The organism is Streptomyces sp. NPDC019531, assembly GCF_044903305.1.
Taxonomy (GTDB): Bacteria; Actinomycetota; Actinomycetes; order Streptomycetales; family Streptomycetaceae; genus Streptomyces.
This window is the reverse complement of sequence record NZ_JBJDQL010000038.1, coordinates 1-24,389: the sequence shown is the minus strand read 5'-3', so window position 1 is coordinate 24,389 and position 24,389 is coordinate 1. Positions and strand designations below refer to the sequence as shown.

General features: G+C 69.9%; 27 protein-coding genes. 15 read left to right on the top strand and 12 right to left on the bottom strand.

Annotated elements, in window-relative coordinates; genetic code table 11:
* The first annotated feature begins 9 nt into the window (after positions 1 to 9).
* Positions 10 to 363 carry an ArsR/SmtB family transcription factor gene (locus tag ACI2L1_RS33590; protein WP_404743193.1) on the top strand — a complete coding sequence of 118 codons (354 nt, stop codon included), beginning with the start codon at positions 10 to 12 and terminating at the stop codon, positions 361 to 363.
* On the opposite strand, the gene ACI2L1_RS33585 is transcribed toward ACI2L1_RS33590, so the two are convergent.
* Together ACI2L1_RS33585 and ACI2L1_RS33580 are read right to left on the bottom strand one after the other, a co-directional pair.
* The gene (locus ACI2L1_RS33585) at positions 283 to 1,671 is read right to left on the bottom strand and encodes a nucleobase:cation symporter-2 family protein (protein WP_404743192.1); all 1,389 of its coding nucleotides are present in this window, start codon (positions 1,669 to 1,671) and stop codon (positions 283 to 285) included. The two genes, ACI2L1_RS33590 and ACI2L1_RS33585, sit on opposite strands and share 81 nt — an antisense overlap.
* A 105-nt stretch (positions 1,672 to 1,776) precedes the next feature.
* Positions 1,777 to 3,117 carry an FAD-dependent oxidoreductase gene (locus ACI2L1_RS33580; protein ID WP_404743191.1) on the bottom strand — a complete coding sequence of 447 codons (1,341 nt, stop codon included), beginning with the start codon at positions 3,115 to 3,117 and terminating at the stop codon, positions 1,777 to 1,779.
* A 157-nt stretch (positions 3,118 to 3,274) separates the two neighbouring features.
* On the opposite strand from ACI2L1_RS33580, the gene ACI2L1_RS33575 reads away from it, so the two are divergent.
* Positions 3,275 to 3,739 carry a DUF6214 family protein gene (locus ACI2L1_RS33575; RefSeq protein ID WP_404743190.1) on the top strand — a complete coding sequence of 155 codons (465 nt, stop codon included), beginning with the start codon at positions 3,275 to 3,277 and terminating at the stop codon, positions 3,737 to 3,739.
* 76 nt (positions 3,740 to 3,815) lie between these two features.
* Here ACI2L1_RS33575 and ACI2L1_RS33570 read toward each other — a convergent pair whose 3' ends face one another.
* Positions 3,816 to 4,484, bottom strand: coding sequence for a DUF305 domain-containing protein (locus tag ACI2L1_RS33570; RefSeq protein ID WP_404743241.1), 669 nt, complete (start codon positions 4,482 to 4,484; stop codon positions 3,816 to 3,818).
* Positions 4,485 to 4,579: 95 nt separating this feature from the next.
* Here ACI2L1_RS33570 and ACI2L1_RS33565 point away from each other — a divergent pair, with 95 nt between their 5' ends.
* Positions 4,580 to 6,082: an LVIVD repeat-containing protein gene (locus tag ACI2L1_RS33565; RefSeq protein WP_404743189.1), complete on the top strand. Its 1,503-nt coding sequence runs from the start codon at positions 4,580 to 4,582 to the stop codon at positions 6,080 to 6,082.
* Here the strand turns inward: ACI2L1_RS33565 and ACI2L1_RS33560 are convergent.
* The 4 genes from ACI2L1_RS33560 to ACI2L1_RS33545 all read right to left on the bottom strand — a co-directional run bounded on the left by ACI2L1_RS33560 (position 6,070) and on the right by ACI2L1_RS33545 (position 9,560).
* On the bottom strand, positions 6,070 to 6,744 hold the full coding sequence (locus tag ACI2L1_RS33560) for a TetR/AcrR family transcriptional regulator (protein WP_404743188.1): 675 nt from the start codon (positions 6,742 to 6,744) through the stop codon (positions 6,070 to 6,072). The two genes, ACI2L1_RS33565 and ACI2L1_RS33560, sit on opposite strands and share 13 nt — an antisense overlap.
* Positions 6,745 to 6,985: 241 nt before the next feature.
* Positions 6,986 to 7,678, bottom strand: a complete 693-nt coding sequence (locus ACI2L1_RS33555) for an HAD family hydrolase (protein WP_404743187.1) — start codon at positions 7,676 to 7,678, stop codon at positions 6,986 to 6,988.
* Positions 7,679 to 7,979: 301 nt separating this feature from the next.
* A complete protein-coding gene (locus ACI2L1_RS33550; RefSeq protein ID WP_404743186.1) occupies positions 7,980 to 8,651 on the bottom strand; it encodes a phosphatase PAP2 family protein in 672 nt (223 codons plus the stop codon).
* Between the two features lie 378 nt (positions 8,652 to 9,029).
* Positions 9,030 to 9,560: a DUF5134 domain-containing protein gene (locus ACI2L1_RS33545; RefSeq protein WP_404743185.1), complete on the bottom strand. Its 531-nt coding sequence runs from the start codon at positions 9,558 to 9,560 to the stop codon at positions 9,030 to 9,032.
* 158 nt (positions 9,561 to 9,718) lie between these two features.
* On the opposite strand from ACI2L1_RS33545, the gene ACI2L1_RS33540 reads away from it, so the two are divergent.
* The 4 genes from ACI2L1_RS33540 (at position 9,719) to ACI2L1_RS33525 (ending at position 14,885) form a co-directional block, all read left to right on the top strand.
* Entirely contained in the window at positions 9,719 to 11,308 is a 1,590-nt protein-coding gene (locus ACI2L1_RS33540) for an FUSC family protein (protein WP_404743184.1), read from the top strand.
* On the top strand, positions 11,305 to 11,844 hold the full coding sequence (locus ACI2L1_RS33535) for a MarR family winged helix-turn-helix transcriptional regulator (protein WP_404743183.1): 540 nt from the start codon (positions 11,305 to 11,307) through the stop codon (positions 11,842 to 11,844). The genes ACI2L1_RS33540 and ACI2L1_RS33535 overlap by 4 nt, the downstream gene beginning before the upstream one ends.
* 125 nt (positions 11,845 to 11,969) lie before the next feature.
* A complete protein-coding gene (locus ACI2L1_RS33530; protein ID WP_404743182.1) occupies positions 11,970 to 14,564 on the top strand; it encodes a cellulosome protein in 2,595 nt (864 codons plus the stop codon).
* A gap of 192 nt (positions 14,565 to 14,756) precedes the next feature.
* Positions 14,757 to 14,885, top strand: a complete 129-nt coding sequence (locus ACI2L1_RS33525; RefSeq protein ID WP_404743181.1) for a hypothetical protein — start codon at positions 14,757 to 14,759, stop codon at positions 14,883 to 14,885.
* Positions 14,886 to 14,988: 103 nt separating this feature from the next.
* Here ACI2L1_RS33525 and ACI2L1_RS33520 read toward each other — a convergent pair whose 3' ends face one another.
* Together ACI2L1_RS33520 and ACI2L1_RS33515 are read right to left on the bottom strand one after the other, a co-directional pair.
* Positions 14,989 to 15,279, bottom strand: a complete 291-nt coding sequence (locus ACI2L1_RS33520) for a hypothetical protein (RefSeq protein WP_404743180.1) — start codon at positions 15,277 to 15,279, stop codon at positions 14,989 to 14,991.
* A gap of 54 nt (positions 15,280 to 15,333) precedes the next feature.
* Positions 15,334 to 15,726, bottom strand: coding sequence for a VOC family protein (locus tag ACI2L1_RS33515; protein ID WP_404743179.1), 393 nt, complete (start codon positions 15,724 to 15,726; stop codon positions 15,334 to 15,336).
* Between the two features lie 71 nt (positions 15,727 to 15,797).
* On the opposite strand from ACI2L1_RS33515, the gene ACI2L1_RS33510 reads away from it, so the two are divergent.
* Complete coding sequence (locus ACI2L1_RS33510; RefSeq protein ID WP_404743178.1) at positions 15,798 to 16,334, top strand: GNAT family N-acetyltransferase; 537 nt, start codon at positions 15,798 to 15,800, stop codon at positions 16,332 to 16,334.
* A 69-nt stretch (positions 16,335 to 16,403) separates the two neighbouring features.
* On the opposite strand, the gene ACI2L1_RS33505 is transcribed toward ACI2L1_RS33510, so the two are convergent.
* On the bottom strand, positions 16,404 to 17,087 hold the full coding sequence (locus ACI2L1_RS33505) for a glycerophosphodiester phosphodiesterase (protein WP_404743177.1): 684 nt from the start codon (positions 17,085 to 17,087) through the stop codon (positions 16,404 to 16,406).
* A gap of 272 nt (positions 17,088 to 17,359) precedes the next feature.
* On the opposite strand from ACI2L1_RS33505, the gene ACI2L1_RS33500 reads away from it, so the two are divergent.
* From ACI2L1_RS33500 to ACI2L1_RS33485, 4 genes are all read left to right on the top strand, one after another.
* Positions 17,360 to 18,757: a DUF6421 family protein gene (locus ACI2L1_RS33500; RefSeq protein WP_404743176.1), complete on the top strand. Its 1,398-nt coding sequence runs from the start codon at positions 17,360 to 17,362 to the stop codon at positions 18,755 to 18,757.
* A gap of 62 nt (positions 18,758 to 18,819) precedes the next feature.
* On the top strand, positions 18,820 to 19,569 hold the full coding sequence (locus ACI2L1_RS33495; protein WP_404743175.1) for an SDR family NAD(P)-dependent oxidoreductase: 750 nt from the start codon (positions 18,820 to 18,822) through the stop codon (positions 19,567 to 19,569).
* A complete protein-coding gene (locus ACI2L1_RS33490; protein WP_404743174.1) occupies positions 19,566 to 20,636 on the top strand; it encodes a threonine aldolase family protein in 1,071 nt (356 codons plus the stop codon). Before ACI2L1_RS33495 ends, ACI2L1_RS33490 begins: the two co-directional genes overlap by 4 nt.
* Before the next feature lie 75 nt (positions 20,637 to 20,711).
* Positions 20,712 to 21,284, top strand: a complete 573-nt coding sequence (locus ACI2L1_RS33485; protein ID WP_404743173.1) for a transglutaminase domain-containing protein — start codon at positions 20,712 to 20,714, stop codon at positions 21,282 to 21,284.
* Between the two features lie 51 nt (positions 21,285 to 21,335).
* Here ACI2L1_RS33485 and ACI2L1_RS33480 read toward each other — a convergent pair whose 3' ends face one another.
* Both ACI2L1_RS33480 and ACI2L1_RS33475 read right to left on the bottom strand, forming a co-directional pair.
* Entirely contained in the window at positions 21,336 to 22,064 is a 729-nt protein-coding gene (locus ACI2L1_RS33480; RefSeq protein WP_404743172.1) for a lysophospholipid acyltransferase family protein, read from the bottom strand.
* A gap of 189 nt (positions 22,065 to 22,253) precedes the next feature.
* Entirely contained in the window at positions 22,254 to 22,667 is a 414-nt protein-coding gene (locus ACI2L1_RS33475) for a DUF4395 domain-containing protein (protein WP_404743171.1), read from the bottom strand.
* A gap of 75 nt (positions 22,668 to 22,742) precedes the next feature.
* On the opposite strand from ACI2L1_RS33475, the gene ACI2L1_RS33470 reads away from it, so the two are divergent.
* The 3 genes from ACI2L1_RS33470 to ACI2L1_RS33460 form a co-directional block, all read left to right on the top strand.
* Positions 22,743 to 23,156 (top strand): TlpA family protein disulfide reductase, encoded by a 414-nt coding sequence (locus tag ACI2L1_RS33470; RefSeq protein WP_404743170.1) that lies wholly within the window; start codon positions 22,743 to 22,745, stop codon positions 23,154 to 23,156.
* Between the two features lie 208 nt (positions 23,157 to 23,364).
* Entirely contained in the window at positions 23,365 to 23,874 is a 510-nt protein-coding gene (locus tag ACI2L1_RS33465) for a flavin reductase family protein (protein ID WP_404743169.1), read from the top strand.
* 225 nt (positions 23,875 to 24,099) lie between these two features.
* Positions 24,100 to 24,389, top strand: a 290-nt coding sequence (locus tag ACI2L1_RS33460; protein WP_404743168.1) for an electron transfer flavoprotein subunit beta/FixA family protein, incomplete at its 3' end; no start/stop codon positions are given.

Here is a 24,389-nt window from a genome sequence, read left to right as displayed (position 1 = left end):
TGAGCCGCCGTGACCTCTCCCGCCGTCAGCAGCCGCGACCTTCCGCATCCGGCACGTGAGGAGATCCGGCTGGAGGGCGTTCTGCACGCCCTCTCCGACCCGATGCGCCTGCGGATCGTGCGAGAGCTCGCCGCGGCCAGCGACGAGCTCTCCTGTTCGCACTTCGATCTGCCCGTCACCAAGTCGACGACCACCCACCACTTCCGGGTGCTGCGCGAAAGCGGAGTGCTCCGGCAGATCTATCAGGGCACGGCCAAGATGAACGGCCTGCGCAGGGACGACCTAGACGACCTCTTCCCGGGGCTTCTCGATGCCCTCCTCGACGCCGCCGCCCGCCAGACCGTCCGCCTCGGGCGCGAGTGAACCGGCCTTGGCCGGAAGGTGGTTGAAGAGCAGGTTCAGCACGATCGCCGTCAGACAGCCCGCGCTGATGCCGCTGTTCATCACCGTCTGGAACCAGTCGGGGAACTTCGCGTAGATCGTCGGGACCCCGACCGGCAGCACGCCCATGGCCACCGAGACGGCCACCACCGTCAGGTTGTTGTTGCCCTTGAAGTCCACCTGGGTGAGGGTCCGCAGACCGCTCGCCGCGACCGTCCCGAACATCACCAGACCCGCCCCGCCGAGCACCGGCGCCGGTATGGCCGCGACGACCGCGCCCAGCTTGGGCAGCAGCCCCAGCAGGACCAGGATGCCGCCGGCCACGGCGACGACCCAGCGGCTGCGCACCCGGGTCATGCCGACGAGGCCGACGTTCTGGGCGTACGCCGTGTACGGGAAGGTGTTGAAGACGCCGCCGAGCACGGTCGACAGGCCGTCCGCGCGCAGACCGTCCGACAGGGAGCGGGGTTCGACCTTCCGGTCCGTCATCTCGCCCACCGCGATCAGGTCACCGGTCGTCTCGGTCATCGTCACCAGCGCCACGACCAGCATCGGGACGATCGCCGAGAACTCGAAGGTGGGCGCCCCGAAGTGGAACGGCGTGCTGATCCCGACCCAGTCCGCGTCCCCGACCCCGCCGAAGTCCGTGAACCCGAAGGGGACGGCCACCGCCAGGCCCACAACGATGCCGATCAGTACGGCGATCCGGCTCAGGAAGGCGGGCGCGAAGCGTTGCACGCCGAGCACCACCGCCAGCACGAACACGGCCAGCGCGATGTTCTTGGGTGCGCCGAAGTCCGCGGAACCGGCGCCGCCCGCCACCCAGTTGCCCGCGACCGGCAGCAACGAGATGCCGATGATCAGGATCACCGTACCCGTGACCAGGGGCGGGAAGAAGCGGAGCAGTCTCCCGAAGACCGGTGCGAGCAGCATGATCGCCAGGCCCGCCACGATCACCGAGCCGTAGATCGCGGGGAGTCCGCCGCCCGTCGTGCCGATCAGGACCATCGGCGACACGGCGGCGAAGGTACAGCCCTGCATGATCGGAAGCCGTACGCCGAAGCGCCAGAAGCCGATGCACTGGATGAGCGTGGCGATGCCGCACACCAGGAGGTCGGCGGTGATCAGATACGCCAGGTCCGCGGGCGACAGTTTCATCGCGCCGCCGACGATCAGGGGGACGGCCACGGCGCCGGCGTACATCGCGAGGACGTGCTGGAGGCCGAAGGCGGCGAGTTGTCTTACCGGGGGGACTTCGTCCACGGGGTGCACAGGGGAGGTCTGGGGCATGTCTGAGACCGTAGGCTCCTTGAACAGTTTGTTGATTTCGGGTGGGTTGCCGGTTCGTTGCCTGGTGCGGGTCGTGTGTGGTTGCTCGCGCGGTTCCCCGCGCCCCTAATCGGCACTGCTGTGCGCGGCGTTCATCAGGGACTGCCAGTCAGGGAGTTTCACCACACCACGGCCCAGCGACGCGCCGAGTTCCACCTCTGCCTGCTCGATGGCACACCATCCTGCCCATTCCACCGGCTCGATGCCCGCTGCCCGCAGTGCCGTCAACGGGTCGCCGGGCAGATCTTTGTGTACGAGGGCGGAGGCGTCCTGCAACAGCGACGTCGCCGTCTCCTTCGCGCATGGCCGGTTCGTGCCGATGACGCCCGTCGGGCCGCGTTTGATCCAGCCGGCCACATACTCGCCCGGCGCCACCTTGCCCTCACGCAACACCCGGCCGGCGAGATGAGGGACTGTGCCCGTCGCGGGGTCGAACGGCAGGCCCTCCAGGGGCACTCCGAGGTAGCCCACCGAGCGCAGCACCAACTGGGCCTCGATCTCCTCGAATTCACCGGTGCCGGTCACGCCGCCGTGTCCGTCCGGTGCCGTGCGCTCGAAGCGGACCGCGCCCACCCGGCCGCCGTCGGCGAGCAGTTCGACGGGACGGAGGAAGAACCGCAACGAGATCCTGCGGGGCGACGGTCGTGCCTCGGCGCCCGCCCAGCCCCGCAGCACCTCCACGTTCCGGCGCTGCGGCGCGGGCAGGGGAGAGGGGTCGAGGTATGCCGGGTCCAGCGCCAGCTCATCGGCGCTCACCATCACTTCGGTCTCCGGGAGCGAGCCCAGCTCGCGCAGCTCCTTGGTGGTGAAGCGGGCCTGGGAGGGGCCGCGGCGGCCCACCATGTGGACGTTCGTCACCCGGCTGGCCGCCAGCGCGGTGAGCGCCGGCTGAGGCATGTCGGTGGGGCTGAGTTCCGTCACCCCGCGCACCAGCATCCGCGCCACATCGACCGCGACGTTCCCCACGCCGATGACCACCGCCGACCGTGCGCCGGCCACGAAACCGTCGGCCGTCGTGTCGGGGTGCGCGCTGTACCAGGACACGAACTCGGTCGCCGACCAGCTGCCCGGCAGATCCTCGCCCGGGATGCCCAGATGCCGGTCGGTCGCGGCGCCCACGCAGTACACCACGGCGTGGTACAGCTCGCGCAGCCGCGCGGCCGGTATCCCGCCGGGGCCGATCCCGACCCCGCCGAGGAACCGTACCCGCTCGTGCTCCAGAACCGTCCGCAGGTTGTTCTGGAGCGACTTGATCTTCTCGTGGTCCGGTGCCACGCCGTACCGGACCAGGCCGTACGGGCACGGCAGCCGGTCCAGGACGTCTACGAGCACGTCAGGATCCTGCTGGACGAGGCTCTGGGCGGTGTAGCACCCGCTCGGCCCGGAGCCGATGACGGCGACACGCATACCTTCAGGATCGCACCATCGCCGCTGCGCTGACAGGGTGCGGCGCGCCGGGAGAATGCGTGTCCGTTCGTATGGAATGTGTTCATGCGGTTACGTTGCGTGTGTGCTAGAAGCATCGTTTCTTAATCTTTCTGATCGTTGTCCGACGGACGGCACCGTGTCCGTATGGCCCGCGTGGGAAGTGCGGGAGGGCGAGTACGCGACCTCGTGGTTCCACGTCCGGCTGGCCTTCGGTGATGGGGCCCGGGTGGACATGCTCGCCGTGGTGGCCGAGGAGGGCGTCTCCCTGGAGGACGTACGGGCGATGCCCGCGCTGTCCCTCGACGACCTGGGCGCGCTCGCGGACTGGATTGAGGGGCCGCTCTCCGAGGCCTGCGGCATGGCGCCCGAGTCGGAGACCGAAGCCGAGGGAACCGGAGCGCGCCGTGCCCGTCCGGCCTGGCCCCGGGGCACCGAGGGGCGCCGGCTGATCGCCCAGGAGTACCGGGCGGCCCAGGAGAATGGCGTCGACCCGGTCCTCGCGGTGATGTGCGCGACCGGGCACAGCCGCCGCAAGTCGCTACGGCTCATCTCACAGGCGCGCGACGCGGGATTCCTGACGCCTCGTCACGCGCGGCGCTGAACAAGCGGGTTCGCGTACAGGGCGCTGCGCGTGGAGACCGCTGCGCGTCGAGAACCGCTTCGCGGGACAGGCCCGTTCAGAGCATGTCCCGCATCCGGTCGATCTCGCTCGTCTGCTGGGCCACCACGTCGTCGGCCATCTCCTCGATCCGGACGTTGTTGCCCTGTCCCTTCACGTCCGTCGCCATGGTGATCGCGCCCTCGTGGTGGGTGATCATCAAAGTGAGGAAGAGCTGGTCGAACGCCGTCCCTTTCGCCGCGCGCAACTTCTTCAACTGGGCCTCGGTCGCCATCCCGGGCATCGTGGTGTGCTCGTGGGCGTCGCTCTTCTCGGACTGGCCGTAGTCCTTCAACCAGGCCTTCATCGCATCGATCTCGGGCCCCTGGGCGGCCGAGATCCGTCCGGCGAGCGCCTTGAGCCTCGCCGACTCGGCGCGTTCCGGGGCCAGTTCGGTCAACTCCAGGGCCTGGGTGTGGTGCTCGATCATCATCCGCGCATACGAGACGTCAGCCGCGTTGGGGGTGTCGTCGTCGGCCCGCTGCTCCTTCGCGTCCTGCGCGGACAGGGTGCGGTTCGCCTCACCGGGCTTGCCCGGCACCAGTACCGAAGGCCCGGTCGCGGAGGCCGACTTCGGGTCCGCGTCGGAGTCGCAGCCCCCGAGGGTCAGGGCTGCCAATGCGGCCACGGCGGCCGTCGCGTAGGGGGCGTGGCGGAAAAGCACAGTGGTCACCCGGGGTCCCTTCATTACGAGTTCGTTGCCCTCTGTTGATCTGTGCATGGTGAAGACGATACTGCGGGGGTGCCTGAAGCGTTCCACATGAACCGCACAGGGAGGAAACAGTGATCCTGTTGAGAAACCCCCGAACCCGGTACAGACGCCTGGGAGTTGCCGCAACCGCCGCGGGTCTCCTGGCCGCTCTGCTGACCGCCGGGCCGGCCGCGGCGACCCCCGACCCCGGGGACCGTCCGGCCGCGAGCGAGGAGGTGTCCAAGAGCACCGAGGCCGAGGTGCGGGCCGCGATCGCCGACGGTGAGATACCCGGCCAGGACGAGATCGTCCACTCCGACAACATCGAACACCTCGTCAACATCCCCAAGGACGCGCTGCCCGGCACCAATTCGGACCTGGCCTTCCAGGGCGGATACGCCTTCTCCGGCAACTACGACGGCTTCCGCATCTTCGACATCAGCAACCCGAAGGCGCCGAAGACGATCGCCCAGGTGCTGTGCCCGGGCTCGCAGAACGACATCTCGGTCTCCGGGAACCTGTTGTTCCTGTCCACCGACTCCTCGCGCAGCGACAGCAGTTGCAGCAGCACCACCCAGCCCGCGACCGAGAAGTCGTCGTGGGAGGGCATGAAGGTCTTCGACATCAGCGACAAGCGCAATCCGAAGTACGTCGCCGCCGTGGAGACAGCCTGCGGCTCGCACACCCACACGCTGGTGCCCGAGCGCAGGAACGTCTACCTCTACGTCTCCTCGTACTCGCCGAGCGCCACCTACCCCGACTGCCAGCCACCGCACGACGGCATCTCGGTGATCAAGGTGCCGCGCAACGCCCCTGAGAAGGCGGCGGTCGTCAGCTTCCCGGTGCTCTTCCCCGGCGAGGGACCCGACGGCGGCGGCAATCCCGGTTCGCCCACCAACCCGGGCGTCTCCAAGACCACCGGCTGCCACGACATCACGGTGCTCCCGGACAAGGACCTGGCGGCGGGCGCCTGCATGGGCGACGGCATCCTGTTCTCCATCAAGGACCCGGAGAACCCGAAGGTCATCGACCGGGTGCAGGACAACGTGAACTTCGCGTTCTGGCACTCGGCGACCTTCAACCAGAAGGCGAACAAGGTCGTCTTCACCGACGAGTTGGGCGGCGGCGGCGCGGCCACCTGCAACGCGGAGATCGGTCCGAACCGCGGCGCCGACGGTATCTACGACATCGTCGGCAAGGGTGACAAACGCAAGCTCGTCTTCCGCAGCTACTTCAAGATCCCCCGCCACCAGGCGGCCGTCGAGGTGTGCGTCGCCCACAACGGCTCGCTGATCCCGGTCAAGGGCAGGGACATCATGGTGCAGGCCTGGTATCAGGGCGGTGTCTCCGTCTGGGACTTCACCGACTCGGCCCGCCCGAAGGAGATCGGCTACTTCGAGCGCGGCCCGGTGACCACCGAACGCCTCACGACCGCCGGCTCCTGGTCGGCGTACTACTACAACGGCTACATCTACTCCAACGACATCGCCAAGGGCTTCGACGTCCTGAAGCTCAGCGACCGGCGCACGGATCCGGCCAGGAAGGTGCGACTGAACGAGCTCAACGTCCAGACGCAGCCGGACTACTTCGACTGACCCCCGGGCTCGCCGCCCGTGTCGAAGAAACGTGACAGATCGGTGTCGCACGTCCCGTCGGGTGCCTCGGTGCCCGGCGGGACGCCCTGCTCCCAGTCGAGCCGATAGCGCGTGAACAGCTCGGCGCGCAGAGGCGTGAGCGACATCGGGACGTTCGGCACGACCATCGCGTAGACGGCACCCATGAGTTGCGAGCGCAGCATCGGGTAGTCGGTCTCGACCGTCTGCGAACCGTGCCGTTTCATGGTGTCCCGCAGCAGCTCGGCGAGGCGCTGCTGCTCCGGGCACTCCACGAACCCGTCGGTGTCGAGCAGGCCGGCCATGTGCTGGCGCATGAGTACGGTCCGGTCCCGGGCCAGGCCCAGGACGGCGTCGATCGCCCGCGCCATCCGCTCCCGGCCGTCCTCGGTGCGCGGCTCGCGGTCCAGCGCCTCCTCCAGCGTGCGGTGCATGAGCCGGTGCACGGCGGACTGCACCAGTCGGCGCTTGCCGGGGAAGTAGTACGACACCAGACCGCGCGCCGAACCGGCCCGGTCCGCGATGTCGCCGAGGGTCGTGGCCTCGTAACCGCGCTCGGAGACCAGTTCGAGGGCCGCCTGCAGGAGCCGCTCCCGGGAACGACGGCGCAACTCTTCATTGACCGAGGCGCTGCGCGGGGACATGCTGGAACTCCTGCGTTGACTGGCTATCAGCCAACTATACTCAGTGCGTCCGGACCGGCCCGTGAAAGGCCTGGTCGGGGCTGCCGCCTGCTCTGGGCGACGCGGGGGATCGTCCAGGGTGGGCGAGCATACGCCCCTGTGGTGTCCTCAGGCGACCATCCTGGCAGGGTGACCCCCCGGTTTTCGGACACCCTTTCCGATGTCGATTCCGGGTGTCTCTGCCCCTGTCTCCGCGCCTGTCTCAGCCGACCAGGTCGAGGACCGGCCGCAGCCCGTCCGGCCGCTGCGCCACCGGCAGATGGTCCACGAAGTGCACCCCGCAGCCCAGGGCCGCCGCACCCCCGTCCGCCCGCCGGTCGTCACCGACCATCAGGACGCCCCCGGGCTCGACGCCGAGCGCCGTGCAGGCGGTCTCGAACAGCCGCGGGTCCGGCTTCTGGATGCCGTGTTCGTACGACAGCACATACGCGTCGACGTACGGGGCGAGACCGTGCGCGCGGAAGACGGGCCGCAGATCCCAGCCGATGTTGCTGACCACGCCCACTCCGATCCCACGCTCGCGCAGGGTGCGCAGCACCTCGGCGGCGTCGGGATACGGCTGCCAGGCGACCGGCGACATGTGCCGGTCGTACAACGCGTCGTGCAGGGCGGGATCCGGCAGTGAAACCAGCCGCGAGAGCCCGGTGTAGGCGGCCCGGTGCAACTCGGCACTCTCGTCGCGCACGTCCCACACCCCGGCGACCTCGTCCGGCATCGGCACCCCGGGCGCCGCCCCGCCGGGCAGGGCACCCACGCTCTCCAGTTCCCGCGCCGCCCGCGTCAACTCGGCCTCGGCGAGCGTGAGTCCGGCCTCGTCGAGCACGGCCCTCAGCCAGGCCACGGTGGACTCGATCCGGAAGAGGGTTCCCGAGAAGTCGAACAGGACGGCAGTCATACGATGATCGTACGGGCTCGCGTTCCACTCGACCGGGAGCTCACACCCGCAGAACACGCAGAAGAAGTCCTCCTCGCGCCCAATCGACCGCTCTCCGCAACCTTCGCAGCAACGGAACACCACCTCGTGGGTGAACCGGCCGGAGTGCTCGACGCCCACGCGATCGAGCTCGCGCTCGACCGCCTGCCACGAGCCGAGGTGCGCGAGCCGCAGCAGCGCGCCGAGGGCGACGACGAAAGCGAAGGATCCGCGGTCCTGGTTGCCTGGGCCCACATAGCTGTAGACCCGGCGGGCAGGCGTTTCACGGTCGGTACCGCTGGTGGATCATCACCGCCAGGGTTACCAGCATCGCGCCCAGCAGCCAGCCGCCGAGGACGTCGGAGGGCCAGTGGACGCCGAGCCAGATGCGGGTCAGACCCACGCCGATCACGGAGATGACGCTGATCGTCAGCGCGGTGAGCCACAGAGCGCGGCCGACGCCGTAGTGGCGGAGGAGCCACAGGAGGAGGCCGCAGACCACCGTGGCCGTCAAGGCGTGGCCCGACGGGTAGGCGGCGAAGTGGGCGGTGTCGACGGGGTCGGGCCAGACGGGGCGTGCCCGTCCGACCGCGGCCTTCAGGAGCTGCTGGACCAGTGTGCCCAGCGCACATGTGGCCACCAGCCATATGGCCGTCCAGCGGGCGTTGCGCCGCCACACCAGCCAGAGGGCTGCGACCGCGGCCAGGATGCGCATCGTCCAGGGGTCCCAGACCCAGTCCGCCAGGATCCGGAAGACGTGGGTGAGCCCCGGTTCGTCGACCGCCCAGCGGTGGGTGGTGTCGGCGATGTCGCCGTCGACGATGAGCAGCGGGTGCCACTCGGCCACGACCAGGACGAGCAGCAGCACCGAGCACAGGGCCAGGGAGCCGGTCGCGCGAGCCGCGGTCCGGTGCTCCGGCGGACGGGGCGGGGAGTCGACGGACGGGGTGTGCATGGTGCGATCCTCGCCGACCGGTGCGGCTGGAGGCCAATCCCGGGGCGGGATCTCTCGGCGCGGGAGACCCGCCGTCGCCGTCAGCCGCACTCGGCGCGTCGGCGTCAGGCGGTCCGGTGGGGTCGGCAGGCGGTGCACCCGCTGCGGGACATGGCCCTGCGGGGTGGGGCAGGGGCCGAACACGCCCCGGTCCTCGCTGACTTCGACCAGCACGACGAGTCGGCTCCCGGACACCTCACCGGGCAGCACCGGGGCGTGGAGCAGGAGTTCGCTCCGTCGCAGCCGCCGCCTGCCCTCCCCTCGGCCTGTGAGCGCGTACCGCTCGTGGGTGCGGTCCGCGTGGACGCGGTGACGCCAAGGTTGCGTACGCCGCTCGCCTCAGAGCGTCAGCAGCATGGCCACCATCGCGATACCCATCGACAGACGGCACGCGCGCGCGAGTTCGGGCCGGTCACCCCAGCCGACGGTTCCGCCACCGGCGGTCACCGGTATCAGGCGGACGCCGGACAGCAGGACGTATCCCGTGAAGTAGAGGAGCAGTACGCCCGTCACGACGGGGACTCCCGCACCGCCGTGGTGTCCGGGGGAGGCCGCCATCGCCACCGCCATGTAGACCATGGCCGAGGCCCCCACCAGATGGTGCAGATGATGGGTGCTCGTGCGCGCCGTCCACAACGCGCGCAGCGCGGCCCCGCCGAACACGGCCGTATAGACGGGCCAGGCCCACGACGGTGGTGTGAACACGGCTGCCGGTACGGCCATCGCGGCCATCCCGAAGCCCATGAGCGCCTCGCCGCCCGCGGACCGGCGCTGCTCCTCGACACCGCTGCGCATCCGCAGCAGGCAGTACGCCCCGGTCGCCGCGCAGAGCGCCACCAGCAGCCAGCCGGGCGAAGCCGGTCCGTGCACGCCCACCTCCCCGCTCGACGTCGGTCAAGGAATGCCCGGGCCACGCGGCGCGCAATCGAGCGCAAGGGGGTATGCGGGGAGCGTGCGAGGGAGCACAGCAGGTCAGGGACGTCGCCAGATATCGTTTACAGGTAAAATACCTGCTAAGGTTGTGCCTCATGAGCACTCGTCTTCCGCTGGCCGGCGTGCTGCGCCTCGGCAGGCCCTCCGACATCTGGTTCAAGCCGGCCCTGAGCGTGGTCGTCGCGGTCGCCCCACTCAACCTGATCCTGCTGGTCCTCGGCCGACTCGACCTGGCGATGTACACGATGGCCGGGTCCCTGTGCGCGCTGTACGCCCACAACCGGCCCTACGCCGCCCGGGCCCGCGCCCTGGCCCAGGTCGTGCTCGGCATGGTCGCCGGCCTCGGTGTCGCGCTGGTCGCCGCATCGCTCACCGGCAGTGCCGTCGTGCTGGTGACCGTCGGCGCGCTGGTGGCCGCCGTGCAGAAGACGTTGTGTGACGCGACCCGGGTCGGCCCGCCGGGCCACGTCGTCCTCACCTTCGTCAGCTCCGCCGCCCTGTTCGCCCCGCAGACCCTCGGCCAGGTTCCCGGCCATCTGGGGCTGGCCCTCGCGGCGGGTGCGTGGGCGTGGCTGGTCGGTATGGCGCCGGGGCTGGTGCGACCCCATGGTCCGGAGCGGCGGGCCACCGCTCAGGCGCTGAACGCGACCGCCGCGTATCTGGAAGACCCCTCCTCCCGTGCGAGCGGAACCGCCTACGCCGCCGTCCAGGCGGCCTGGCAGACCCTCCTCTCAGCCGGCGGCCGCTCCGGGGCCCGGCGCGGCCTCGAACGCCTCGTCGTCCGTGCCGAGGTCGCCCTCGCCGCCCCCAGCGACGCGGACCCGCACCGCCTGCGCGTCTGGGCCCGTGAACTGCGCGGCACGGGCCCGGTGCCGCAGGCGGTGGACGACGACGAACTCCTCGGCGTGGACATGGAACCGGCCGCTTCCACCCGCCCGTGGTGGCGCGCACTCGGCCCGCTCGCCCCGCTCGCCATGCGCACCGCCCTGGGCTGCGCCCTCACCGGCTACGCCTCCCTCGCGCTCGGCGTCGGCCGCCCGTACTGGGCCCTGGTCACCGCGGCCTCCCTTTACCAGGCCAACGTCACCCTCACCTGGAGCCGGGGCGTCCAGCGTGTCGTCGGCAACCTCGTCGGTGTCCTGGTGTTCGCCGCCGTGGTCCCGCTCGCCCATGTCGGACCCGTGGCCCTCGTGCTGTGCTGCCTCGCCTTCAACTTCGGCGCCGAGGCGCTGATCGGCCGCAACTACTGGCTCGGCAGCATCTGTGTGACCCCGATGGCACTGCTCATCACCGAGTTCGCCGGCTACCAGGAGCCGGGACGGCTGATCACCGAGCGGGTCGTGGACACCCTCGTCGGCGCACTGGTCGGCTTCGTCGCCGCCGTCGCCGTCACCAACCGTCGCGCGGGCGACCGCGTCGAGCAGACACTGGAAGCGGTGGAAGGCGCCCGGGAGCGCACCGCCCGCCTCCTGGCGGAGCCGTACCCGGCGCCCGGAGCGCTGGACTCCGCCCGCCGCGCCCTCGCCACCGCCCTGGTCGATCTGCGGGCCACCGTCGAGGCCGCGTCCGGCGAATGGTGGCAGCGCGCGCTGCCCCAGGAGAGGGTCGTGCGCGCCGAGCGGGCCGGACATCGTACGCTCGCGGCGACGATCGGGCACCACAGAGCGGAGGGCGTACGTCCATGACGGCACCGAACGGACGACCGGCGGGCGCGACGAGGAACGACACCGTCGCCGCGGTCGTCCGGCAGTGGCAGACCGTCCACCCCGGCCTCGACACCGGCCCCATGGAGATCATCGGCCGGGTCAACCGCTGCGCCGCCCTCCTCCAGCAGGCCGAGGACGCCCCGCTGCGCCGGGCCGGACTGAGCCGCCCCGAGTTCGACCTGCTCGGCGCTCTGCGCCGCACCGGGCACGAGCTGACCCCCGGCGACCTGGCGCGTGAGACCTTCTCCTCCGGTGCCGCCGTCACCAAGCGCCTCAAGCAGCTGACCGAGCGGGGCCTGGTCGAACGCCGGGGTGACACCCGCGACCGCCGCGTCGCCCACGTCCGGCTCACCCACGCCGGCCGCGATCTGGTCGACGGCATCCTGCCCGAGCAACTGGCCTACGAGACCTCCGTGTTGTCCGTCCTGCCCCCCGAGGCGCAGGACGAACTGGCCGCCCGCCTCGGAGACCTGCTCGGCCAGCTGGAGGGCAGCCTCGGAGCGCTGCGCGCCTGACGGCCCCGACCTGCGGTTTCGGAAGTTCCGGCCCCCACTGCCTGTTGACGCGGTCCACGCGCGCTTCCTACGTTCGTCCAGGTCGGTGCGGATCATCGACTGTCGTACGGAATGTCGAACGAAGGATGGATGCCGTGGCAGCCGAAGGCCCCGCCCGCGAGAAGCTCACCATCGACCTCGGCACCGAGACCGGCCCCTTCCACGGTGGAGCCAGCGGCACGCTCTACGGCCTTTACGGCGACGGTGTGCCCAGCCGCACGGTGGTCGAGGGCATGTACCCGCGCACGGTGACGACCAAGGCCCAGGACGGCACCCAGCACCCCGGCGGCGACGCGCTGGAGATCCTGTCGCCGTTCGTCGCGGCCGGCGGCAGGGACGTCTACGTCTACCTGCCCGACTACTACCGCGGGTTTCCCTACGAGTGGCCCGGTGCCACCGGCGAGGAACGGCTCGCCGGACATCTGGACGTGATCCGCCGCCAGGTCGAACACGCCCTGACCCTGGGGGAGTTGAAGGCACACATCGTGTACGTGCCGTTCAACGAACCCGAGGGGAACATGTTCGGCGAGGGGGAGTGGAGCTACGACCAGGTCTGCTGGCGGACCGACCCGGACCACTACTTCGGCGCCTGGGAGGCCGCGTACCACCTCATCAAGGAGCTCGACCCGGAGGCGCGCGTCGCGGGACCCAACACCTGCATCCTGTACCCCGAGGTCAGGGACTTCCTGGAGTTCGCCAAGGCGCACGACGTACTGCCCGACATCGTCACCTGGCACGAGCTGTCCTCGCCCGCGGAGGTCCGCACCGACATAGCCAGGTACCGGGACCTGGAACGGGAGTTGGGCATCAACCCGCTGCCCGTCAACATCAACGAGTACGCGCACAACTACCACGTCTCCGTACCGGGCCGGATGATCCAGTGGATCGCCGCGATCGAGGAGTCGAAGGTCGACGCCGACCTCGCGTACTGGAACATCGCCGGCAACCTCAACGACTCGGCGGTGGAGGTGAACAGGGCGAACGGCCAGTGGTGGCTGTACAACGCCTACGGACAGCTGACCGGGAACACCGTCCGGGTCGTAGCCCCGCACCCCGACGTGCAGTACACCCTCCAGGGCGTCGCCACCCTCGACCGGGAGAAGCGGCAGGCGCGGGCGCTGTTCGGGGGAGCGGGCGGCGCGGCGGACGTGGTCTTCGAGGGCGTGGACGCTGAGGTGTTCGGCGCCGTGGCCCACGTACGGCTCGTGGAGATCCCCTGGACCGGCCAAGTCGGCGCCGGTGAACAGCCGTTGCGGCTCCGGGACGAGGAACTTCCGGTCTCCGAGGGGAAGGTGACGATCTGTCTGACCGGCCTCGACGCGATGTCCGCGTACCAGGTGACCCTGTCGCCCGGCGGCAACGGGGCCGTCTCCGTGCCGCCCGCGGTGCGTTGGAGACGGACGTACGAGGCCGAGGACGACACCTACACGGGCGGCGGCTACTCGAAGAACGGGCCCGAGGGGTCCCCGTCCGCCGTCGACCGGTTCGCCACTTCCGGCGGCTACCATGTGGGCGGACTGCGCACCGGTTCCGACGGCGTGCTCGCCTTCGACGTCGAGGTCCCGCAGGACGGGACGTACGACATCGTGGTGTTCGCGGGCGCGCACAATCTCGCCGATCTCGTGCGCGAACAGGGCCCCACCAACGTCTTCCTGCGCGTCGACGGCGAGCAGCCGCGCGAACTGCGGCTGCCGCTCGGCTACAAGCCGGCGGTGTGGGGGCACACCGACACCCGGGTCCGGCTGACCAACGGCCGGCACCGGATCACCCTCGCCGCACAGGACCCCGAGCTCGGTGTCACCAAGGGCGACGCGTTCATCGACAAGCTGGACCTCGTGCTGCGCGGCGAGGACGAAACGGCTTTGTACGACGCCGAGTTCGCGCACCTCGGCGGCGGCGCCCGGGTCAGCCACGCCCACCGAGGCGCATCCGGTCCCGGGGTCGCCGTACTCCCGCGGGGAGGCACCGTCACCTTCTGGGTGCACGCGGCCGACGACGGCGAGGCCTCCGTGACCGTCGACCTGCTCGGGCCCGGAGAGGGCGTGTTGGGCGTCAACGGCGAGGAGGTCGGGCGAGTCGAGCGCGGCGCCGTACCGCTCTTCCTGGCCGGAGGCGTCAACAGGATCACGGTCACCGGGACTTCGGACCGGCTCATTGTCGACCGCCTGCGCATCGCCCCCTCGCGCGGCCTGCTGCCCACGACCACGTACGCCGCCGAGGAGGGCGTCCTGACCGGTACGGCGAGGGTGACCGGGTACTCGTACGCCACCGGCGGGAAAGCGGTCGACGGAGTCGGCGCCGGACCCTCGAACGCGCTCACCCTGACGGTCACGGCGGACCGCGCCGGACGCCACGCGCTGACGATCCGTTACTCGAACGGCGAGCAGCCCGCCTCCACCCACTACAACCCGGACCCGGTCTGCCGGCACGCCGATATCTCCGTCAACGGCGCCCCTCCGCACCGCGTCCTGTTCCCCACCACCTTCCACTTCAACAACTTCTGGTCCCTGTCCGTGCCCGTCACCCTGCGCCCGGGCCTCAACACCCTCACCTTCACCGCCGACGAACTCCCGGACTTCGCGGGCGACACGAGGAACGAGTACGGCCAGCGTTCCGCGTACGCGCCGGTCATCGATCAGGTCACCGTGACGCCGTTCACGGAGGGGGAGGATCCTTCCTGAGGTCTTCGGCCTCGCCTGACCGGGTCGCCTCCGCACCGAGGCTTCCGCCCCTGCGGCCCCCCGCCCCGCCGTCACCGCGAGCTTGCCCAACTGCCGCCAGTCCAGACGGGATTGGGCCTCCGGCACCCCCGGCCGTTTCCTCGGTACGCGTACCCGGAGCGCCCCGGGCGCGATACGGCAGTGCACCGGGGTGTGCATGAGCAGGGCCTCGCCGTCGACGCCGACCTCGATCTCCGGATGGTCGGCGTCGACGACCACCTCCCTCGCGGACAGGACCACGAGGCCCTCCGGATCGGGGTTGAGCAGCAGGCCGCGGCCTGAGCCGCACTGTCCACCTTGACGCCGAGGATGCCGAGCAGCCCGGAGTACAGCCGTTCGCGGCGGCCGAGGCCCACGGGGTCGTCGGTGCGGTAGGCGTTGTTGCTCACCAGCACGGCCTGCGGGGCGCGTACCGCCCGCTCCACACGGCCACGGCCAACAGCACCAGGGACACGACGAGCGCCCATCCCAGGGTGACCGCGAACAGGACGACGACGCCGGTGCGGGTGACGACCGCGAGCACTGCCGCAAGCCGGCGCACCGGGCCACGCCGGGTCAGCGTCCACCACACCGCCGCCGTCACGGCCGCGCCCGCGAGCCCGGCCGCCAGCGGCAACACGCCGCGGAGGCCGCCGTATCCGAGGGGGAACAGCACGGCGAGAGCGGCCGTCGTCAACGCCGTGCCGACCGTCCACCGCTGCCCGTGCCAGGGCGGGGCGTTGCGCCGCGCTCAGATCCCGGGTCGGTACCGGATCGGATGGTCCGCGGGGATCTCGACCAGCACGATCGGCGTGCCGTCAGGGTCCGCGACCCACATCTCGATCAGTCCCCACGGCTCCTTCACCGGCGGCCGCACGATCTCGACGCCCTTGCCGAGCAGTTCCTCGTGCGCCGAGGCGATGTCCGGAACCTGCAGCCACAGCCGTACGTCGGCGCCCGGGGGAGTCTCGGACCGTCCGGACAGCTCCAGGAAGCCGCCGCCGAGGAAGTAGACGGTGCCGCGCTCCGGCCCCGTACCGAACTCGCGGTACACGGCGAGGCCCAGCCGGTCACCGTAGAAGACCCGGGAACGCTCCGGATCGGTGGGCCGCAGCAGAACGCGGCCGCTCAGTACGTGCACCATGCGGGCGAGCCTATCCGGGGCGTTACCCTCGTCCGTGCCCGAGTCGTGCCCCTGAAGTGGAGATGCGCCCCATGGAGACCAGTACCGGACTCACCTTCCGTGACGCCACCGACGCCGATGTGGACATACTCGTCGCGCTGATCGAGTCCGCGTACCGAGGGGACGACAGCCGGGCCGGTTGGACCACCGAGGCGGACATCCTGGAAGGTCAGCGGACCGATCCCGAGGGTGTGCTCGCGGTCATCACGTCGTCCGACAGCCGGGTCTTGACGGTGGAGCGGGACGGGCGGGTCGTCGCCTGCTGCCAGCTCGAACACCGGGGCACCCACGCGTACTTCGGGATGTTCGCGGTCAGCCCCGCGCTCCAGGGCGGCGGCCTCGGCAAGGTGATCATCGCGGAGGCGGAGCGGCTGGCGGCCGAGACCTGGGGCGTCACCGAGATGCACATGACCGTGATCTCCGTACGCGACGACCTCATCGCCTGGTACGAGCGGCGCGGCTACCGCCGTACGGGAAAGATGACGCCCTTCCCGTACGGCGACGAGCGCTTCGGCATTCCGCAGCGCGACGACCTGCAGTTCGAGCTGCTGGTCAAGCCGCTGGTGTGACGTTCCTGCCGCGATGCCGTCGGCTCACCCGGCTCACCCGGCTCACCCGGCTCACGCGGCTCACTCGGCTCACGCGGTGAAGCGGCCGGTGCGCTTGATCTCGGGGTAGTCGGTCGTCGCGCCGTCCAGTTCCAGTGCGCGCACCAGCCGCAGGTGGTCCTGCGTGTTCACCACCCAGCCGATGATCTTCAGGTCCGCCTTACGGGCCGCCTCCACGATCTCCAGGGTCAGCCGGCGGATGTTGAGGCACACGGTCCCGGCACCGGCCTCGACGGCGCGCTCCACGATCTCGGGGCCGAACCGGCTGCCGATCAGCGCGGTCCGCACGCCGGGCACCAGTCGCCCGATCTCGGCGATCGCCTCGTCGTGGAACGAGGAGACCTCCACCCGGGAGACCAGATCCCGCCGCAGCATGACCTCGGCCAGGGCCCGGGCCGCCGCGATGTCCTTGATCTCGGCCTGGAGCGGCGACCGTACGGCGTCCAGGACCTCCTCGAACACCGGCACCTGCTCCCCACGGCCCGCGTCCAGGGCGCGGAGTTCGGCGAGGGTCTTCTCGGCGATCGGGCCGGTTCCGTCGGTCGTGCGGTCCACGTCGGTGTCGTGCATGACGACGAGCGCGCCGTCCTTGCTCAGATGCAGATCGAGTTCGATGACGTCGAGGCCGGCCTGCTGGGCGGCGACGAAGGAACGGAGGGTGTTCTCGGGTTCGGTACCCATGACTCCGCGATGACCGATGGTAAGGAAGTTCAAGGTTCAACTCGCTTCCGTCGACGGCGGCTCGGTGCAGAGCCGCAGCCTAACGGCTACACCGTGTGATGGACCCGCACGTACACGAGGGATCGCGGTGGCGTACGGGACGGATGCTCTCCCCTACCCGGAAACGCGGCGTTCATGGCACTCGACAGGAAAAAATCCGGTGACCATTGGGTTGTGCAGGATAACTTCCCGAGTCTCCCCTTGCTGGGAGGAAGCCCGTATGTATACGGTCTTCATACGCGAGGTTCTCCCGTGGAGGATGGGACATGACGGAAATTCTTGTGCAGGCGGCTTCGGGGGACCGGGTTCCTCCCGTGACCAGGGTGGTGGAGCACCCGGCATGGCCCGTGCTCAAGGATGCCGTGGAGCGGATCCGGCCATGGCAGTCCAAGGACGGGTCGATCGACTTCGAGACGGAGGGTGCCCCGTCACGCGAGGACGCCGAGGCCGTCGTACGGCAGGTCGTGGGAGCCGTGGAGGAGCTGTCGCCGCTGCTGCCGCACGACGCCGACTACCACGCTGCCCTAGTGAAGGACATCCGGCGCTGGGCCGAGGGCGGCTTCGAGGTGCCCGACTTCCTCGACTCCCTGCTGGCCTTCCAGCCCGCCGCGAACCGCGCGGACGGCCTGCAGCACCTGGTCGTCTTCCCGATGTACACGCAGAACGGCAACCCCGATCGCAATCTCGAAGCGGTCGTGCTGCGCATGGTCTGGCCCGACTGGCTGGCCGAACTGGAGCGCACCCGCTACGACAACCCGCTGTTCTGCGGCATCAAGTTCGAGGACTTCACGGCCGGTTACGACACCAACTCCGCCGTCCTCTTCCCGGAGACCATCGCCGTACGCGAGGCGCCGGAGCGTTTCTCCTGGGGCGGTATCTTCTGCGACCGCGAGGCCGCCCGGTTCCGCCGGGTCACCGACGCCGCCGTGGACATCCTGGGCCTGGAGCTGCCCGAGGACATCGCCGCGATGGTGCACGACCAGACGCGCTGCGAGGAGGCCTTCGTCCTGTGGGACATGGTCCACGACCGCACCCACAGCCACGGCGACCTGCCCTTCGACCCGTTCATGATCAAGCAGCGCCAGCCGTTCTGGATGTACGGCCTCGAAGAACTGCGCTGCGACCTCACCGCCTTCAGGGAAGCCGTGAAGCTGGAGGCCGACGGCGTCCCGCAGGCCCGTGACGTGCAGTACGCGGTGCTGTTCGACCGCATGTTCCGCTTCCCGGTCACCGGTGAGCGCGTCCGTAACTACGACGGGCTCGGCGGCCAGCTCCTCTTCGCCTATCTGCACAAGCACGATGTCGTCCGCTGGACCGACAACAAGCTGTTCATCGACTGGCAGCGCGCCCCGCAGGTCACCAACCAGCTGTGCGCCGACATCGAGCAGCTCTACCACGACGGCATCGACCGCCCCAAGCTCGTCCACTGGTTCGCCGGGTACGAGCTGGTCTCGACCTACCTCGCCCCGCACCCGGGCTCCAGGTGGGCCAAGGGCCCGGACGCCCTCGACCTGTCCCAGCCGCCCCGGAAACTCGTCGATGACGTGCTTCCTGACGAGTTTCCGCTGAGCATGTTCTATGAGGCACTCTCCAAGAAACTCAAGAACGTGATCGCCTCGACCCGGGGCATCACGGCGGAGAGCGCCGAGCGGGCCGCCGCGTGAGCGATCGCGGCGCCGGGAACACTGCACAGGCCGCCCAGGCGGCTGCTCAGGAGGCGAAGAACATGGTGGGGAACGGAGCTCTCAGCGGTGCGGTGATCGCGGTGGCCGGCGCGGGCGGCCCTGCGGGGCGCGCGACGCTGCTGCGACTGGCCGAGGCGGGCGCGACCGTCGTCGGCGCCGACAACGACCCGGAGCGTCTCGCGGAGGCCGTGGACGCGGCACGCTACGCCTCGGGCGGTGCCACGGTCACCGGCGAGCCGGTCGACCTGCTGGACCTGGACTCCACCCGCGACTGGGCAGCGCACATCGAGAAGGACTTCGGCCGTGTCGACGGCCTGGTCCACCTCGTGGGCGGCTGGCGCGGCAGCGAGACCTTCGTGAAGTCGAGACTGGACGACTGGGACTTCCTGGAACTGCTGCTCATCCGCACCGTCCAGCACACCTCCCTCGCCTTCTACGAGAGCCTGCAGCGCAGCGAGCGCGGCCGCTACCTCCTCATCAGCGCGGCGACCGCGACCAAGCCGAGCGCGGGCAACGCCTCCTACGCCGCCGCCAAGGCCGCCGCCGAGGCCTGGACGCTCGCCCTGGCCGACGCTTTCCGCAAGGCCGGGGGCCCCGACGGGCCGACCTCCGCGGCTGCGATCCTGGTGGTGAAGGCGCTGGTGCACGAGGCGATGCGCGCCGAGCGGCCCAACGCGAAGTTCGCGGGCTTCACGGACGTCAAGGAACTGGCCGAGGCCATCGCCGGTGTCTGGGACAAGCCCGCCGCCGAAGTGAACGGAAACCGTCTGTGGCTCACCGAGAAGCCGTGAACCCCCCGAAGACCGACGCTCGTCGCCATCACGACCCGCAGGTCCGCGGCTTCGCCAGCGACAACTACGCCGGGGCCCACCCGGAGGTGCTCGCCGCCCTGGCCCTGGCCAACGGCGGGCACCAGGTCGCCTACGGCGAGGACGACTACACTGAGCACCTCCAGGGCGTCATCCGCAGCCACTTCGGCGCCACGGCCGAGGCGTTCCCGGTCTTCAACGGCACCGGCGCCAACGTCGTCGCGCTCCAGGCGGTCACCGATCGCTGGGGCGCGGTGATCTGCGCCGAGAGCGCGCACATCAACGTCGACGAGGGCGGCGCCCCCGAGCGCATGGGCGGCCTGAAGCTGCTCACCGTGCCGACGCCGGACGGCAAGCTCACACCCGAGCTGATCGACAGGCAGGCGTACGGCTGGGACGACGAGCACCGGGCGATGCCACAGGTCGTCTCGATCACCCAGAGCACGGAGCTCGGCACTCTCTACACGCCCGACGAGATCCGCGCGATCTGCGACCACGCCCACGCGCACGGCATGAAGGTTCACCTGGACGGCTCCCGCATAGCCAACGCGGCCGCTTCCCTCGACGTCCCGATGCGGACGTTCACCAACGCCGTCGGCGTCGACATCCTCTCGCTGGGCGGGACGAAGAACGGCGCACTGTTCGGTGAGGCGGTCGTGGTGATCAATCAGGACGCGGTCTCCCACATGAAGCATCTGCGCAAGCTGTCCATGCAGCTCGCCTCCAAGATGCGTTTCGTGTCGGTGCAGTTGGAGGCCCTGCTCGCCAAGGACCTGTGGCTGCGCAACGCCCGCCACTCCAACGAGATGGCCCATCGCCTGGCCGAGGGCGTCCGCGCCGTCCACGGCGTCGAGATCCTTTATCCCGTCCAGGCCAACGGGGTCTTCGCCCGGCTCCCGCACGACGTGAGCGAGCGGCTCCAGAAGCGCTTCCGCTTCTACTTCTGGGACGAGGCCGCGGGCGTCGTCCGCTGGATGTGCGCCTTCGACACCACCGAGGACGATGTGGACGCGTTCGTGGCGGCGCTCAAGGAGGAGATGGCGCGCTGACGCGTGATGCATAGATATGCGATCACCTGAAAAGTAATTGACTATCGGGTGATCGCGTTCCTATGCTCTGCGGTCATGGAGCTGATCCAGAACACCCCTGACCTTTCCGCGTATCTGGCCGCCGACGAGGTGATCGACCATCACCATCCGCTGGTGCGCGAAACGGCCGCACGTCTCGCCAGGGAGGCCGAAGACTCGTATGCCTATGCGCGGCTGGCGTTCGAGTTCGTCCGCGACACCATCCCGCACTCGCAGGACTCGGGCGATCCGCGCGTCACCTGGCGGGCGTCCGACGTCCTGGAACAGGGCACCGGCATCTGCTACGCCAAGGCCCACGCACTCGCCGCCCTGCTGCGCGCCGAGGACATCCCGACCGCGCTCTGCTACCAGCAACTCGACGTGGTGCACGGCCTGATCGCCGTACGGTTCAACGGCGCCTGGCACCGCCAGGATCCCCGGGGCAACAAGCCCGGCGTGGACGCCCGGTTCTCCCTCGACGGAGAACAACTGGCCTTCATACCTGACCCGGAGTCAAACGAGATGGACTGCCCGGTCCTGTACGCCGAGCCGCACCCGGCCGTCCTGAGCGTCCTCAAGGCCGCCCCGGACCGGCCGTACCTCTGGAAAACGCTCCCCACCGCACTCTGAGACGCTGAGACGCAGGCTGCGACCAGCCCCCACGGACATGCGGCCGAGCAACTACCGTGCGTCGGCCTCACGCACCGCTTCGGGCGTAGGTGCCGTCCCTCCGAGATGCGCCGGCATCCACCATGTGTCGTCCGGCCCCTTCGGCCGCACCGGATACGCCCGCTGGGCGGCTTCCAGCAACTCGTTGACCCGCTCCCGCACCTGGCGCGTGATCGCTCCCGCGTACTTGTCGCGGGAAGCCTCGATCGCCTCGCCGACCCGGATCGTGATCGGGATGTGGCTGCGCTTGAAGTTGCGCGGGTGGCCCTTGGTCCAGATCCGCTGAGTGCCCCAGACCGCCATCGGGATCAGGGGGACGCCCGCCTCCTGCGCCAGCCGCGCCGCGCCCGACTTGAAGCTCTTCAGCGTGAAGGACTGCGAGATCGTCGCCTCCGGGAAGACCCCGACGATCTCACCCGACCGCAGGGACTCCAGGGCGTGGGCGTAGGCCGCCTCGCCCTGCTCGCGGTCGACCGGGATGTGCTTCATCCCGCGCATCAGCGGACCGGAGACCTTGTGGCGGAACACGGACTCCTTCGCCATGAAGCGCACCAGACGCTTCTGTGGGAGCGCCGCCAGGCCGCTGAAGACGAAGTCCAGGTAGCTGATGTGGTTGCTCACCAGCACGGCGCCGCCCGAGCGCGGGATGTTTTCCGAACCCCTGCAGTCGATCTTGAGGTCCCAGGCCTTGAACAGGGCCTGGGCGGCTCCGACGACGGGACGGTAGACAAGCTCTGCCATGGGCGGGGTGAGCCCTTCCTGCTCTGCCGGGGAAGGGAGTCCCGGCATTAAGTTACGCAGCCGTAGGTTTACGGCATGTCGCAGATCGTGCCCCAAGAACGGACGGGGAGCCAGTCCTGGTGCCCTATGCAGGCGAGATTCTCGTCACGTCCACCGTGTGATCCACCTTGGGCTTTTAAGCCGGCTTTACTACGTGCGTACCGTCACCCGCCGCACGAGCAGGTACATCTCGCATCCCAGGCAGTACCCGAACGTGGCGTTGAGAAAGGCCGCCGCCAGCGCCGCACCGGTGGCGGCGAGTCCCAGCCACTGCGGCCCGATCCCGTATCTCACGAGCCCGAGGCCTGCGATGGCGAGTCCCACGGACTGCGCGAAGCGCGGCGGCTCCGGTGCCTCGAACTCGGTCGGCGGCCCGATCCGCGGCCGTGCGGCCATCCGGAACAGCCATCCGTACGGCGAGCGGCCCACCCCACCCGCCGCGCCCAGCGCGAACGCCAGCGTCTGCCAGGCCAGCAGCCAGAAGCTGTCCGTGATCAGAACGGCCGCCAGGACGACGGTCGTCACGGCCGCACCAAAGCGCGGCCCTCGTGCATCAATGTCCATGAATCAAGCATTCCGCAGCGGAAAGACCGGTGGGACCCGGGAATCTTTGCAGTCTCGTGAACGCTGGTGCGGGTGATGACCGGACTTGTGGTGTGCGTGGCGGTGCTCGCGGTGGCGAGCGCCTATGGAGTGCTGCAGCGGCGGCGGAGCGGGAGAGTACGGGTGCGCGGGCGCGACGACGGCAAGAGGCTCGGCGCGGCCGAGTTGGGCGAGCGACTCGGCGAACGCGCCACGCTCGTCCAGTTCTCCAGCGCCTTCTGCGCACCCTGCCGGGCGACCCGGCGGGTGCTGGGCGAGGTCGCCGGCATGGTCCCGGGGGTGGCCCACGTCGAGATCGACGCCGAGAAGAACCTCGACCTGGTCCGCGCACTCGACATCCTCAAGACGCCGACCGTGCTGGTCCTCGACGCCGACGGCCGGGTCGTACGGCGGGCCACCGGCCAGCCCCGCAAGGCGGACGTCATCGCCGCGATCGGGGAGGCGGTTTGACGCCGCGTGCGCCCACGGTGAGGCATCTCCCATATGCCGGAACGTACTTGACTGCGCACCGCACGTATCGTCAGCCTGGCCGTATGCCTACGGAACTCCTTCTGTTCGGGCGGGTCCATGTCGACCTCGCCCGTACCGCGAGCGCGCGCTGTCCGGCCTGTTGAGCAGCCACGGTCCAGCTCGACACTCCTCGCAGAAGGAACTCCGCATGACGGCCACGCCCGACCTCGGCACTCCTCGGCTCGCCTCTCCCGATCTCCTGCGCTCCGTCTTCCGGCGGCACGCGGCAGGCGTCGCCGTGATCACCGCGGGCGGCGACACCGGCCCGGTCGGCTTCACGGCCACCTCCCTCGCCTCGGTCTCCGCCGACCCGCCGATGCTCTCCTTCGGTATCGGTACGGGTGCCTCCAGCTGGCCCGCGATATCCCGGGCCGAGCACGTGGGCGTGCACATACTCGGCGAGCACCAGGAGGAGCTGGCCGCCATCTTCGCCCGTAGCGGCGCCGACCGGTTCGGCGCCTCCACCGCCTGGCGTGAGGGCCCCGAAGGTGTCCCGGTCCTCGACGACGTCCTCGCCTGGTTGGTGTGCCGGGTCGTCGGCCGAGTGCCCGCGGGTGATCACCGCATCGTGCTGGCCGAGGTGCAGCTCGGCGACCCCGCGGGCGCCGGCCGACCGCTGCTCTATCACCAGGGCCGGTTCAACGGCCTGCGCGACTGATTGGATCGTCGGCTCCTCCGCCGGTGTGCGAGGCTGTCGAGTTCCGATTACGCTGCGTTGCAAAGGTCACAGTTCAAAGCGCTTGCTTAGCGGGCAGGAACTGGGTGTACTGGCGAGTAATATTGCGGTCGGAGCGCAGCCCGCCCCGACCGGGATCGGCCGCTTGGGGCGCCTATGCTGCCTGCAAGAGGCAGCCGAAAATGACGATGCAGTAGGAGAGCCGGCGTGAGCTTGAGGATCGTTGTCACTGTGAAGTACGTGCCCGACGCCACTGGCGACCGGCACTTCGCCGATGACCTGACCGTCGACCGGGACGACGTGGACGGTCTGCTCTCCGAGCTCGACGAGTACGCGGTCGAGCAGGCGCTGCAGATCTCGGAGAACTCCGACGACGACGTCGAGGTCACCGTCCTGACCATCGGCCCGGAGGACGCCAAGGACGCGCTGCGCAAGGCGCTGTCCATGGGTGCCGACAAGGCCATCCACGTCGAGGACGACGACCTGCACGGCACCGA